Annotated in this window: 9 protein-coding genes and 1 tRNA gene; 3 read left to right on the top strand and 7 right to left on the bottom strand. The window is 68.7% G+C overall.

Translation table 11 applies throughout. The features are described from left to right. Positions 1-260: 260 nt before the first annotated feature. A complete protein-coding gene (locus LMA02_RS00715; protein ID WP_175661365.1) occupies positions 261-2,348 on the top strand; it encodes a UvrD-helicase domain-containing protein in 2,088 nt (695 codons plus the stop codon). A gap of 88 nt (positions 2,349-2,436) precedes the next feature. Here LMA02_RS00715 and LMA02_RS00720 read toward each other — a convergent pair whose 3' ends face one another. Further along, on the bottom strand, positions 2,437-3,336 hold the full coding sequence (locus tag LMA02_RS00720) for a c-type cytochrome (RefSeq protein ID WP_228906433.1): 900 nt from the start codon (positions 3,334-3,336) through the stop codon (positions 2,437-2,439). Between the two features lie 252 nt (positions 3,337-3,588). Between LMA02_RS00720 and LMA02_RS00725 the strand changes: the two genes are divergently transcribed. Together LMA02_RS00725 and LMA02_RS00730 are read left to right on the top strand one after the other, a co-directional pair. Beyond that, positions 3,589-3,664, top strand: a tRNA-Arg gene (locus LMA02_RS00725). A 249-nt stretch (positions 3,665-3,913) separates the two neighbouring features. Further along, positions 3,914-5,461 carry a TIGR04222 domain-containing membrane protein gene (locus tag LMA02_RS00730; RefSeq protein WP_228906434.1) on the top strand — a complete coding sequence of 516 codons (1,548 nt, stop codon included), beginning with the start codon at positions 3,914-3,916 and terminating at the stop codon, positions 5,459-5,461. Positions 5,462-5,531: 70 nt separating this feature from the next. On the opposite strand, the gene LMA02_RS00735 is transcribed toward LMA02_RS00730, so the two are convergent. The 6 genes from LMA02_RS00735 to LMA02_RS00760 are packed head-to-tail and all read right to left on the bottom strand — an operon-like array spanning position 5,532 to position 13,664. Then, a complete protein-coding gene (locus tag LMA02_RS00735) occupies positions 5,532-8,900 on the bottom strand; it encodes a glycosyltransferase (protein WP_228906436.1) in 3,369 nt (1,122 codons plus the stop codon). 2 nt (positions 8,901-8,902) lie between these two features. After that, complete coding sequence (gene rffA / locus LMA02_RS00740; RefSeq protein ID WP_175665521.1) at positions 8,903-10,060, bottom strand: dTDP-4-amino-4,6-dideoxygalactose transaminase; 1,158 nt, start codon at positions 10,058-10,060, stop codon at positions 8,903-8,905. A 59-nt stretch (positions 10,061-10,119) separates the two neighbouring features. Continuing rightward, complete coding sequence (locus LMA02_RS00745) at positions 10,120-10,767, bottom strand: class I SAM-dependent methyltransferase (RefSeq protein WP_175665520.1); 648 nt, start codon at positions 10,765-10,767, stop codon at positions 10,120-10,122. A gap of 10 nt (positions 10,768-10,777) precedes the next feature. Beyond that, positions 10,778-11,500 carry a WbqC family protein gene (locus tag LMA02_RS00750; RefSeq protein ID WP_155624608.1) on the bottom strand — a complete coding sequence of 241 codons (723 nt, stop codon included), beginning with the start codon at positions 11,498-11,500 and terminating at the stop codon, positions 10,778-10,780. Beyond that, a complete protein-coding gene (locus LMA02_RS00755; RefSeq protein ID WP_228906438.1) occupies positions 11,497-12,882 on the bottom strand; it encodes an NAD(P)/FAD-dependent oxidoreductase in 1,386 nt (461 codons plus the stop codon). Before LMA02_RS00755 ends, LMA02_RS00750 begins: the two co-directional genes overlap by 4 nt. Continuing rightward, entirely contained in the window at positions 12,879-13,664 is a 786-nt protein-coding gene (locus LMA02_RS00760; protein WP_174947690.1) for a class I SAM-dependent methyltransferase, read from the bottom strand. Before LMA02_RS00760 ends, LMA02_RS00755 begins: the two co-directional genes overlap by 4 nt. Positions 13,665-13,796 lie beyond the last annotated feature (132 nt).

The following is a 13,796-nucleotide window of genomic DNA, read 5'->3' on the forward strand; positions in this document are numbered from 1 at the left end:
GATGCTGGCGGGCCCGGCGCGGACGCGCCGACATGCGTCCATTGTGGCCGATCGGGCCGCGGATGGGGCCGGATTGGCCGATCGGACAGGGGACGAAACGGCAGCCTGCCTGCGCGGCCCCCGTCCGGCGGGGCTCCCGAAAAGTGCGCCGCCGACGTGTTAACATGCGCGTCCTGCCCGTGTGTCCGCCTGCATTCCAGGCTTGCCGCGCGCGGCATCCTCCCGGCGTTCCGCCGTCAACCGCAACATCATCCGCCATCATGTCCGCAGGCCTCAACCCCGCTCAGAACGAAGCGGTGCGCTACCTCGACGGTCCCTGCCTCGTGCTCGCCGGCGCGGGCAGCGGCAAGACCCGCGTGATCACGCAGAAGATCGCGCACCTGATCGAAGCGAAAGGCTTCGAGCCGCGCCACATCGCGGCCGTCACGTTCACGAACAAGGCCGCCGCCGAAATGCGCGAGCGCGTGTCGAAGCTGCTGGAGGGCAAGACGCTCACCACGCCCGGCAAGGAAGGCCGCAAGGTGCCCGTCAACCAGCTCACCGTGTGCACGTTCCACTCGCTCGGCGTGCAGATCCTGCGTCAGGAAGCCGAGCACGTCGGCCTGAAGCCGCAGTTCTCGATCATGGATTCGGACGACTGCTTCGGGATGATCCAGGAGCAGATCGGCACCACCGACAAGGGCCTGATCCGCAAGATCCAGAGCACCATCTCGCTGTGGAAGAACGGCCTGATCATGCCCGATGAGGCGATGACGATCGCGGCCAACGAGGACGAGCACCAGGCGGCGCTGGTCTACCGCAACTACGTCGCGACGCTGCATGCGTACCAGGCGGTCGACTTCGACGACCTGATCCGCCTGCCGGCCGAGCTGTTCGCGAAGAACGAACAGGTGCGCGACCGCTGGCAGAACAAGCTGCGCTATCTGCTGATCGACGAATACCAGGACACCAACGCGTGCCAGTACGAGCTGCTGAAGCAGCTCGCCGGCCCGCGCGCCGCGTTCACGGCGGTGGGCGACGACGACCAGGCGATCTACGGCTGGCGCGGCGCGACGCTCGAAAACCTCGCGCAGCTCGGCAAGGATTTCCCGAAGCTGCACCTGGTCAAGCTCGAGCAGAACTACCGGTCGACGGTGCGCATTCTCACCGCCGCGAACAACGTGATCGCGAACAATCCGAAACTGTTCGAGAAGAAGCTGTGGTCCGAGCACGGGATGGGCGATTCGATCACCGTCACGCCGTGCAACGACGAGGAGCACGAAGCCGAATCGGTCGTGTTCCGGCTGTCCGCGCACAAGTTCGAGCGGCGCGCGCAGTTCCGCGACTACGCGATCCTGTATCGCGGCAACTTCCAGGCGCGGATCTTCGAGCAGGTGCTGCGGCGCGAGCGGATCCCGTACGTGCTGTCGGGCGGCCAGTCGTTCTTCGACAAGGCCGAGATCAAGGATTTGTGCGCGTACCTGCGCCTGATCGCGAACGCCGACGACGATCCCGCGTTCATCCGCGCGGTCACGACGCCGCGCCGCGGGATCGGCAACACGACGCTCGAGGCGCTCGGCTCGTTCGCGGGCCAGGCCAAGGTGTCGCTGTTCGAGGCCGTGTACATGGGCGGGATCGAGGCGCGGCTGTCCGCGCGGCAGGTCGAGCCGCTGCGCATGTTCTGCGACTTCATCCAGCGCCTGACCGATCGCGCGGACAAGGAGCCCGCGACCGTCGTGCTCGACGACATGATGGAGGCCATCCATTACGAGGCCTACCTGTACGACGCGTTTGACGAGCGGCAGGCCCAGTCGAAGTGGCAGAACGTGCTCGAATTCCTCGAGTGGCTGAAGCGCAAGGGCACGAAGCCCGAGACGGAAGCCGTCGACGGCGAGGCGGAAGGATTCCACAACGCGGACGGGCTCGCCGATACCGGCAAGAACCTGCTCGGCCTGATCCAGACCGTCGCGCTGATGTCGATGCTGGAAGGCAAGGACGAGGATCCGGACGCCGTGCGGCTGTCGACCGTCCATGCATCGAAGGGCCTCGAGTACCCGCACGTGTTCCTGGTCGGCGTCGAGGAAGGCATCATGCCGCACCGTGGCGGCAGCGAGGACGACGGCCCGATCGACAGCGAGCGGATCGAGGAGGAGCGCCGGCTGATGTACGTCGCGATCACGCGCGCGCAGCGCAGCCTGCATCTGAACTGGTGCAAGAAGCGCAAGCGGGCGCGCGAGACGGTCGTGTGCGAGCCGTCGCGCTTCATCCCCGAGATGGGGCTCGATGAAGCGCCGCCGCCGACGCCGGAGGAAGCGCCGATGACGCCGAAGGACCGGCTCGCGAGCCTGAAGGCGTTGTTGCAGAAGTGATGTGCGCGCTGGCCTTCGTTTCGGCCTCGGCAAAACAAAACCCCCGCGATGCGCGTGCGCCGCGGGGGTTTTTTCTGGCCGGCAGGCGTTACTTTGCCGCGTTGACCATGTAATCGACGGCCGCCTTCACGTCGGCATCGGACGCGCTCGACCCGCCCTTCGGCGGCATCGCGCCCTTGCCGTGCAGCGCGTAGTTGTAGACGGTATCCATCGACTCCTTCAGGCGCGGCGCCCAGTCGTCCTTGCTGCCGAACTTCGGCGCGCCGAGCACGCCGGCCGCGTGACACGCCTGGCACACCTGCGTGTACAGCGCCTTGCCGGCTGATGCGGCGTCGGCGCTGGTCGGTGCGGCCGCGGGCTTTTCGCCGGCCTTAGGAATCGCGGCGATCGCGGCCATCGCGGCGGCGGCTTGCGCGTTCGATGCGTCGGCGCCCGATGCGCCTGCCGCACCCGCCGCGCCGCTCGCTGCCGGCGCCGCATTGGCGGCCGGGGCAGCCGGCTCGGGGAAGTTCGCGCCGTCGTTGTTCGCCATGTAGACGATCGCACGCGCGATTTCATAGTCGCTGACGTCGTCGGGGCTCGTGCCGCCGCGCGGCGGCATCGCGCCCTTGCCCGACAGCGCCGTCTTCAGCAGCGTGTCGAAGCCCTGTGAGATGCGCGGCGCCCAGTCGTCCTTGTTGCCGAACTTCGGCGCGCCGGCGGCGCCCGTGCCGTGACAGGTCACGCACACGGCCTTGTAGACTGCCTCGCCGGTCTTGTACGTGCGGGGCGCATTGGCGTCCTTCACGTCGACCTTCGCGATCGGTGCGATGCGCGCGGCGACCTGTTCGTCGGAGAGCGCGTCCGTGCCTGCGCCCGCACGGAACGCATGGTTGGCATAGGTGGCAAACAGGACGATCACGGCGATCGGAATCGCGAATGATGCGATGACAACGGCAATCAGCTGCCCGGGAGTTTTGACGGGAGATTCGTGGGGTGCTTCGCTCATGCTTGCCTCGTCTCCATTAATAGGAATTGTGAGCGCGGTGCAACGGCAAAATGGCAGTCCAATGAAGCACGGACGATTATAGACGGAACGTTTACATCACGGCGAGCGGTGCGAAGGCGCGTGTTTACCCGGACGAAAGGGGGGCGGGCGGGGATTCGGGCGGGCACGGTGGACGCGTCATGGGAAACCGGGTATCCTTGCCGTCTTGCCAATGGTGGGCGGCCGGTTTATGGGGTCGTTTCACTGTCACACGCGCCCGTAGCTCAATGGATAGAGTACTGCCCTCCGAAGGCAGGGGTTGCTGGTTCGATCCCAGCCGGGCGCGCCAAATGGCCTGATTCCAGGCACCGAACTTCCCGATCCGTTTTCCCGAATTCGCTGAAGCGCTGAATTGCACAATCGGCCGAATCCCTGTGGCTTCCGATGTCGCGTCGTCTCGTTGGCACCGTGGCATCTCGGCATCCGCCGGCCGTTTCCCGCGCCGGTTCGCTGCCGCGCCGTTATGCGAGAATCCCCCGCAACGACAACTCCAAGCGTCGATCGCGGCGGCCGTCCGCGCATCGCGCCGACTCTCCCGATGGCAGCCATCCCGTCTCTCCCGAGCGCAGGCGATGCCCGCGCGCTGACCGATGCGCAGCAGGCACTGCTCACGCGCCTGCTTGCCTATTCCCCTGACGACCCGCACGCCGCGCTGCCATACAGCCGCCGCCTCGCCGAGGCTGAAGGCTGGACGCATGCTCACGCACTGGCCGTGATCGACGAATACAAGCGCTTCGCGTTTCTCGCGCAGGCAGCCGGACACCCGGTCACACCGTCGGTCGCGGTCGATGCCGCATGGCACCTGCACCTGCAATACACGCGCGAATACTGGGACGTGTTCTGTGCCGACGTGCTGCGCGCGCGGCTGCATCACGTGCCGGGCGCGGGCGCGCCCGACGAGGCCGCGCAGTACGCGCGGCACTACCGGCAGACGCTCGACAGCTACCGCAGGCTGTTCGGCTGCGAGCCGCCCGAAGCGATCTGGCCGCGCCCCGTCGCCGAGCCGGCCGTGCCCGCCGACGCCCCGGTGCAGCGCGCGGAACTGCGCGACGGCCCGTCGAGCGAGCCCGCCGCGAGCCCGCGACGCTGGCGGCGCTTCGCGAAGTTCGCGTGGCCGACGGCGGCGATCAGCGTCGCGGCGACCTGCGCGAGCGCGAGCGATTTCAATGTGCTGGACTTCTCGGGGCCGGACTTTCTCGGGTTGTTCTACGTGCCGCTCTGCGTCGCCGCGCTGCTGCTGATCGCCGGCCTGCAGTGGATCGAATACCGCCACCGTGCGTGGGGAACGCGCGCCCCCGAATCGTCACCCGACCTGAGCGCGGAGGAAGCGGCGTATCTCGCGGGCGGCGGTGCGCGGATGGCGCAGGTCGCGATGCTGTCGCTCGCGCATGCCGGTGCGATTGAGCTGCGGATGAGCAAGGTCCACGGCGCGCGGGTGCGGATCGACGATCCGCGACACGCAGGCGCGTATGGCGCCGACTGGGAATGGCTGAGGCGGCAACCCGGCGGCGAGACGAGCTGCGACGCGTTTCGTCAGCGTCTCGCGTGGCGCGAAGCCGACTGCGCGGCAGCGTTGCAGCGCAAAGGCTGGCTCTGGGCACCGGGCGAGATGCGGGCGACGCGGATGGCCGCGCGCGCGATCCTGCTGCTCGTGTTCGGCGCGGGCGCGGCGAAGCTCGCGGTCGGTCTGACCCGCGGCCGGCCCGTGCTGCTGCTGATGATTGTCATGGCGGCGTTCATGGTCGCGTACCACTTCATGGTCGGACGCCTGCCCGGCTTCGGGCGCGGCGGCATGACGCGCGGCGGCGAGGCGGCGCTCGACGCGCACCGCGACCAACGCCGGGGCGACCGCGCGACGCCGGACGGGCTCTTGTGGACGGCCGCGCTGTTCGGCGCCGGCGCGCTCGCCGGCACCGTGTGGGCCACGCATTCGAAAGTGCTGATGGCGCCGCCGCCCGTCGCCGTGCAAACCGGCGGGTCGAGCGGTTCGTCCGACTCGGACGCCGGGGACAGCAGCAGTTCGAGTTCGTGCGGTTCGTCGAGCTCATGCAGCTCGAGCAGTTGCGGCGGCTGTTCGAGCAACTGAGCACAGGGCGCGCTGCCGGGATAGCGCGCCGTGCCGCCAGCGTCAGGCAGGCGGCACGGCGCGCGCCGACTTACGTGATCGCGGCATCGGCGGGCGTGCGTGCCTGCGCGGCACGCCCGTCGCCCGCCTCGACGATCAGCGTCCAGTCGAACGCCGGCAGTGCGCAGAGCTGCTCGACGGTGGCCGTGTACTCGTGCGCGGGCGCGTGCAGGTAGCGCACCTTGTCGGTCCATTCGGGCAGCGGCGCCTGCGACGAAGTCACCACGACCGCCAGCAGATCCTGCTCCGGCCGCCGTGCGATTTCCTGCAGGCTCAGCCGGACCTTGTCGAGGTCGCCGTCGGCGTCCAGGATCAGCGCGCCGGGGATCGGCGCATCCGGCCGGCCGGGCGGGTTGCCGATCGCGCCTTTGTCGATGCACTGCTGATACACGTGGCGATAGCGCGGCAGCGCCTGCTGCAGCGCGTGATGCTTGCGGACCTTCGCCTGCGCCGTGCGCGCGAGCCCGCGGCGCAGCGCCGGGTTCGCGATCAGCCGGTCGAGCGCGTCGACCCAGGCCTGCGGCGCATCCGGGACCAGCAGGCCGTCGCAGCCGTCGTGCAGCGCGAAGCGATAGGCTGGCCGGTCGCTGACGATCGAGGCGATGCCGGCCGCCGCGTATTCCTGCCACTGGATCGTGCTCGTGCCGGCGTTGTAGTCGTGGTCGGCGAGCGGCAGCAGCGCGATGTCCCAGCGCCGTTCCGGCAGGCGTCGTGCGTGCGCGTCGTAGTCGTGAAGCTCGGGCTCGCACCCGGCGGCCGGGTGGCCGGCCCAGCCCGGCGGGACGTCCGCGCCGACGAAACTCACCCTGACCTTGCCGGGATGGCGCGCGCAGATCGCCTGCAGCGCCGCGTCGACGAGCGCGAAGTTGTCGGCGCGCAGCGACGCGCCGGCGATGCCGATCGTCACGCAGTCGTCGCCGCGCGCCGCCACGGGGCGGTAGAACCGGTCGAAGTCCACGCTGTCGGGCAGCACGTGAACGCGCGGGTGCGACAGCCGGTAGCGGCTGGCGATGAACGGCGTGGATACGATTACGGCGTCCGCGTTGCGCAGCACGAGCTCGATCCCCGCGCGGGCCATCCCGCCTTGCGCGGCGAGCGGATGCGTGGCCGGCAGGTCGGTCAGCAGGTCGTCGGTCTCGTAGATCACCGGCTTTTCATGCTTGAAGATCGTATACAGGTCGTTGCCCGTCAGCATGCCGGGCGTCAGCCGGTGCAGCAGGATGGCGTCGGCCGTGGCCAGCGCGCTGCTGTCGAGCTGGCCGTCCCGGAAGCCCGGGACGAGTTCCCATTCGTCGTTCAGCAGACCGAACGGCAGCGTGAGGCGAATTCGCGACGACGCGCATGTGTCCGGATCGATCGAATACACGATCAGGCGCTTGCGGCGCGGTGCGGCGTCCGCAGTTGCGGCGACGGGCGCCAGCGTCCGGTTCTCCGCCAGCAGCCGTGCGTACAGCGCACCGTGGCGTGCGGCGTTGCGGCCGATGTCGTGCTGCGCGCGGATCGCATCCTGCGCGGCCGCGGCGAGTTGCGCGCGGGTTTGCGGATGTTCGATCAGGTGCGCGATCGCGTCGACCCACGCGTCGGCGGTGTCGGCGACGAGCCAGCCCGTGCGGCCGTGGACAACCGGGCAGCCTTCCGCCGGCGTGGCGACGAGCACCGTGGCCGCGCCGGCCGCCGAGCATTCGAGCCATGCGCGCGGCGGCGCATCGTCGCGCAACGTGACCGGTGCCGTGACCAGCGCGATGTCGAGGTCCGCGCGCTTCAGCGCGTCGGCGTAGCTGTCGTAAGGGGCAGGCTCCGCGATCAGCGTGACGTCCGGTTCGCGGTCCCAGCCGGCCGGCAGCGCCGCGCCGACGAACGACACCCGGAGCCTCCCCGGAAACCGGCGGCGGAGCTCGGCCAGCGCCTGGCGGACCTGCTCGAGACGCACGCCGTCGAGACCGGTGCCGGAAACCGCGAGGTTCACGTGGTCGCGCACGCCGGGCGCTGCACGGTGCAGACGTTCGAGATCGACGCCGGTCGGCAGCACGTGGACCGATGCGTTGACATGACGGTACTGCCGCACCAGCGCTTCCGACGGCACGACGAGCGCATGCGCGCGCTGCACGGCGCTGCGGATGCCCGCCTTGCGGCGCGCGTTGTCGGCCGCGCCGGGGATGTCGGCGAGCAGCGTGTCGAGCGGCGCGTCGATCTCGAGGACGACCGGCTTGCCGAGCGAGAACAGGTGTTCCAGCGTGGCGGCGGACAGCAGGCCCGGCGTGTCGCCCTGCAGCACGATCAGGTCCGCGCGCTGCAGCGCGTCGGGATCGATGCCGGCTTGCGTGACAGGGAAAGTCAGCGCCCATTCGCGGTCCAGCCGCGCGAACGGCTGCGCGAAGCGCAGGCTGGTGCGCGCGTGGTCGGCCGGTTCGGCGGTGACGACCGCGATGCACGCGCGCGGCGCGGACGCGGGCTGTCCCTGGGCGGCGGCGCCCGTCGCGACGGCCTGCGCATCCAGCTTGTCCGCGTGGGCCTGGGTCCGCTCGACGAAGTTCTGCAACTGCTGCCAGAACGTCTCCTCTTCCTTCAGGTAGACGCTGCGCGCTTCGTGAACGGTGGCCTTCGCGTGGGCGATCTCGTGTTCGTCGAGCCCCCACGCGATGCCCTTGCCGTCCATCACCCACCGGGTCGGCTCCGACAGCGACGCGTCATTCATGATGCACACGACCGGGCAGCCGCACATCAGCGCTTCGAACACGGCGGTGGACCATTCGTACATGTACACGCACTCGACCTGTCGGAACAGCGCCGCGAGTTCGTGCGCCGAACGTTCCGGCACGCGGGTCGAGATTTCGATCGACTCGGCGGTGACCGGATGCAGCGTGCCGCCGCGCCGCAGGTGGCGATTGATGAAGACGGCCGTGCCGTTGCGGCGGGTGTCGTCGACACTGTCGCTGTTGAAGATGCGCGTGTCGACCAGCGGCATGCGCAGCAGGTCCGCCTTCCAATCTTCGGGCACCAGCGACGGCCCGAACGTGAAGATGAGGTCGTCCGGCTGCAGGCTGATCGGTTCGCCGTTGATGCGGCCGGGCTCGGCCAGCAGGTAGCGCGCGACGCAGCGCGCGTTGAACGGATTGCCGGCGACGACGTCCGGATAGACGACGATCGGGCTGCGATTCGCGCGGGCGTGCGCCTGCACGATGTCGTGGGTCAGTGGCGGCGTGCGCAGGTCGGGATGCACGACCGGCGTGCAGACGTACGCTTCGTGGCCGAGCAGGTTCAGCACGTGGCACAGGTAGTGCATCGCGCGGATCCCGCCGGAGGTTTGCCGGAAATTCGGCGCGTGTATGTAGTACGGGTGGTCGAGTCGCGTAAAGATGCGCGAACCGCCGTGCGCCAAGCCAGGTTGGGGAGTCGTCATCGTTATCGGGTGCGGTAGAAGTCGAAGACCACGTCGAGGATGCGATCCTGTTCGGCTTCGGTCATGTCGTGGTACAGCGGCAGCCGGACGAGCCGGTCGGCGACGAGGTCCGTCACCGCCATGCCGGACCCGCAGCGCCCGTAGCGCTGGCCGGCCGGCGAACTGTGCAGCGGCACGTAGTGGAACACCGCATTCACGCCCACCGCGCGGATCTGCTGCAGCAGCTCGGTGCGTTCGGCGAGGTCGCGTGCGAGGAAATAGAACATGTGGCCGTTGCCGCGCTCGGCGAGCGAAATCGCGGGCAGCTCGATCAGCCCGTCCGCGTGCAGCGGCTGCAGCGCGTCCTGGTAGCGCTGCACGGTCGCGCGCCGCTGCGCGGTGATCACGTCCGCGTGCTCGAACTGCGCGTACAGGAACGCCGCGATCAGCTCGCCCGGCAGGAACGACGAGCCGACGTCGACCCAGGTGTACTTGTCCACCTGCCCGCGGAAGAACTGACTGCGGTTGGTGCCCTTCTCGCGGATGATCTCCGCGCGCTCGACGAGGCGCGGGTCGTTGACCAGCAGCGCGCCGCCTTCGCCCGAGATCACGTTCTTGGTCTCGTGGAAGCTGAGGCACGCGAGGTGGCCGAGGCTGCCGAGCGGCTTGCCGTTCCACGTCGACTGCAGCGCCTGGGCGGCGTCCTCGATCACCCACAGGTCGTGGTCCGCCGCGAGCTGCCCGATCGCGTCCATGTCGCATGCGACGCCCGCGTAGTGCACCGGCACGATCGCGCGCGTGCGCCTGGTGATCGCGGCGGCGATCTGCGTCTCGTCGAGGTTCAGCGTGTCGCGGCGGATGTCGACGAACACCGGCGTCGCGCCGCGCAGCACGAACGCGTTGGCGGTCGACACGAACGTGTAGGACGGCATGATCACTTCGTCGCCGGGCTGCACGTCGGCGAGGATCGCGGCCATCTCGAGCGCGGCCGTGCACGAGTGCGTGAGCAGCGCGCGCTGGCAGCCGACGCGCGCTTCCAGCCAGCGGTGGCAGAGCTTCGTGAACGCCTGGTCGCCGGCGAGGCCGCCCTGCTCGACCGCTTTCGCGATGTAGTAGAGCTCCTTGCCGACCACGAACGGGCGGCCGAACGGAATGCAGTCGAGGTTGGGTGGGCCGAACATGGTCAGGCTCCGCGTCAAGGGGTGGGACGTTCGGCCGCGCGGCTCGCGCGCGGCGCCGCTCAGATGTCCTTGCGGACGAGAATCGTGAATTCGTACAGGCCGTAGTCGTGCAGCAGCGCGACGTGGCGCGAATAGCGGCGCTTGCAGCGATCGAACAGCGCGCACGGGTCCGCGTAGTACAGGAGGTCCGGGCGCATGAACGGCGGATCGGAATACGACGTCAGGCAGTTGAACGCGAAGCCCAGTCGGCTCGTCGCGTGCAGCGTGTCGAGCGTCGCGTGGATGTAGTCGAGCCACGCGTCGTCGTCGTGACCGCGCCTGACGTTGAAGATGCCGGATGCGATCCCGTAGTCCGACGCGGCCTGCGGCACCGCGCCGACATGAAACGCGACGTTCGCGTCGTCGCGGTAGCGCTGCCGCGCGGCGTCGACCATGTCGGACGAGATGTCGTAGCCCGCATACGCGAAGCCGTCCGGCAGCGCGCGCGCCTTCATGAAATCGACCAGCGCACCGTAGCCGCAGCCGATGTCGTTCACCGAGTGGCCGCCGGACGCGGGCAGGATCTTCGTCAGTTGTTCGAAGCGCAGGAACTGGCCGGTTTCGCCGTTCCAGTCGACGCCGCGCGCGGTCGCGCCGTGCTCCGCCAGCCGCGCGCTGTAGTACGCGGCCACTTCTTCCAGCAGGCTCGCATGCCGGGATTCGCTCATGGACATCGCCTCAGTCTTTCGAGGTCAGCGCGTACCGGCGCGCTTCGGGACCGCAGTTGAACAGCACGTCGAGCACCGTCACGCCGTGGACGAAGTCGCCCCACTGCTGCGGATACTCGGGATAGGTCGGATAGTCGAACCAGCGCACCGCGACGCCGGCATCGGCGAACAGGTTCTCGTCGAGGTAGCTGCGCGCGGCCGGGCCGGACAGGTACTCGGTCGCGCCCGCCTGCACGCACAGGTTCAGCAGCTTCTCGGTGCGGTCGCCGTGCAGCGCATAGTCCGACGTCGACGACACGCGCGTGCCGATCTCCAGTTGCCGGAGGACCCACGTCAGCATCGCGACATTCAGCTCGCTCAGCATCCCGTAGGTGCGACCGGTGTAGAGCGCTTCGAGCTCGTCCGCATAGCGCGCGAAGTGCGGGGCGCGCGCGTAGTTCTGCTGCAGGGCCTTCCAGTGCAGCGGCGCCCAGTCGGCGCCGTCGATCTCGGTTTCGCGGATCGACTGGTGATACTTGCCCTTCACCTTCACCGGCACGCTCAGCCATTGCACGCCCTGCGGCGTCTTGATCTGGTTGCGGTTGCGCCAGTCGCGGCGCGTGTACTGCGCGTCATCGTAGAGGATGAACTCGTCGCTGGCGGCGATCAGGTCGAAGTAGCCCTTCCACGGAATGTAGTTGGACTGGACGATCGCCACCCGCTTCGCGTCGCGGTTCATGGTCGCACCGCTCATGCCGGAATGTGGCCGTACCGGTACATGTCGACGAGCTCGGGCGGAATGCCCCAGTCCGTTGCGCCCAGCTTGTCGTGCAGCGCCTCCAGGTCCGCGCGCATCGCGTTCTGGAGCTGTTCGACCATGCGGTTGCGCGCCGGCACGAAGTCGTGCTGGTATGCGGCATTGATCTGATGGCGTACCGTCTTCGCGATCGCGGCCTCGCGCGTCATGTTGCGGATCAGCGGGCGTTCGGGCGCGAGTTCCGCGTAGCGCGGATCGATCGGCTCGCCGCGCATCGCCGCGACGAGATCACGGCTCAGCACCGGCGACAGGTGGAAGCCGTCGCGCTTGGTGCCGCCGAGAATCCACAGGTCGCGCACGCTGGTTTCGCCGAACAGCGGATACAGGTCGGACGTCGTCGGCCGCCAGCCGACGTTGACGTTGACCAGGTTCGCGCGCGAGAAGCGGGTGTTGATCTGGTCCATCGCGGACTTGAGCAGCGTGTACGCGCTGCCGGCGTGGCCGTGCTCGTGCGGCACCGGGCTGATGTAGTTGCTGGCGCCGACGAGGGTCCGGTCAGGCCCGTGCGGCGCCGAATACACACCGCACGCGAGGCCGCGGTTGGTCGTGCGCACGCAGTGCGTGTGCACGTTCTCCGCGCTCTGCAGTTCGATCGACATGCCGACGCCGTAGAACATCCGCTGCACCGGCAGCTCGGGCAGGCTCGCCTGCAGCACGCGCGTCACGTTGGCGCCGTTGCAGAGGATGAAGCGGTCCGCGCCGAGCACGCTGCCATCGGACAGGCGCGCCCCGGTGACGCGTCCGGCCGCGGTGTCGAGCCGCTCGACCTCGGCGTCGATGAAGCGCACGTTGCCGGCTTGCGCGACCGACTCGGTCAGCGCGTCGAGAAACTGTTTCGGATTGACCCAGCCTTCGCGCTTCAGGAAGACCGCCTTCAGCGCGCGATAGCGCGGGTCCGGATGATAGTTCGGGATGCCTGACGGATCGACCGCCTCGCAGGGCTCCTCGAATTCGCCGCAGAACCGCTGCATGGCCGCGAAGTTCTCGTCGTCGAGCGCGTCGGTCGCCGCGTTGTTCAGCACGAAGGTGCCGAAGCCGTGCGCGACCGCGCGCTCCGGCGTGCAGATTTCAGCGAATACGGCGGGCCAGGCCGCCGTCGCGCCGCGGCTCAGCTCGAACTTGAAGCGGTCGATCGGCGTGCCGAGCGAATCGCCTTCCAGCTCGGTGAACGAATTGAGCATCGCCGCCGCAGCGCGCGTGGCCGAGCCGGGCCGATGCGCGTGGCCGACGATCACGAGCTCGACGCCCGGGTCCGCCCGCTGCCATGCGCGGGCCGTCATCAGGCCGAGAATGCCGTTGCCGAGGATGGCGATTTTCATTTGCGTGCGCCTCCACCTTCGGGGAATGACAGGTAGCACAGCGACGGATAGGCCGCCGCCTTGTGGATCCGGTGCGGACGGTTGCCGAGCAGGTCGCGCAGGTAATGGACGCCTTCCGCGGGCAGCTGGCCGCCGCGGGTGAGCTGCCAGAACGCGACGACGCCGCCGGGCACCAGCCGCTCCATCACCACGTCGAACGCGTGCCGGGTCGGCTCGATCACGTTCAGGTCGAACCATGCGAGCGCGACCATCTCGCCGGGATGCGCTTCGTCGAACGCCGCCAGCGTGTCGCGGCAGTCGCCTTCCCACACGTGGTGCTTGTCATGCACGTGCCCCATCGCGTTGCTGCGCTCGTGCAGGTTCAGCAGCTTGCGCAGCAGGTCGGCGTACTCGCCGGACAGCGAGTACGTGCCGTCGGAGAACAGCTTGCGGTCGCGCGTGTCGTGCTCGGCGAAGCCCGTGTAGCCCGTGAACGTGTCGAATGCATGGATGCGGCGCTGGAAGTTCAGCGGCTCGAGAATCGCGCGGAAGTTCTCGCACAGCACGGCGGTCTGCCCGCGCCACGTGCCGAGATCGAGGATCGCGCCCGGCAGCGGCACGATTTTTTGATAGATCTCAAAGGTCGCGAGAATGCGTGCGAGGAGCGAGCCGCGCACGAACAGGCCGAGCGACCGTTCCAGTTCCTCGCGCGTCGCGGGGTAGGTCTGCATCAGGTCGAACAGTTCGCGGCGCGCCGCGAGCTGATCGCCATCTGCGTTGGTGATGATCGCTGATTCGTGCATACACAGGGCTCCAGGCACAAAGGGTGTGACCGGACGAGCGCGTGTCGGCGCGGTGGCATCGAAATGCGCAACCGTCCGAGCGTCGCAGGTCGGACATCTTTCTGCGATCAAGTCTAGCGAGCACAGCCAGGA

The organism is Burkholderia sp. B21-005 (assembly GCF_020843965.1).
Classification (GTDB): Bacteria; Pseudomonadota; Gammaproteobacteria; order Burkholderiales; family Burkholderiaceae; genus Burkholderia; species Burkholderia ambifaria.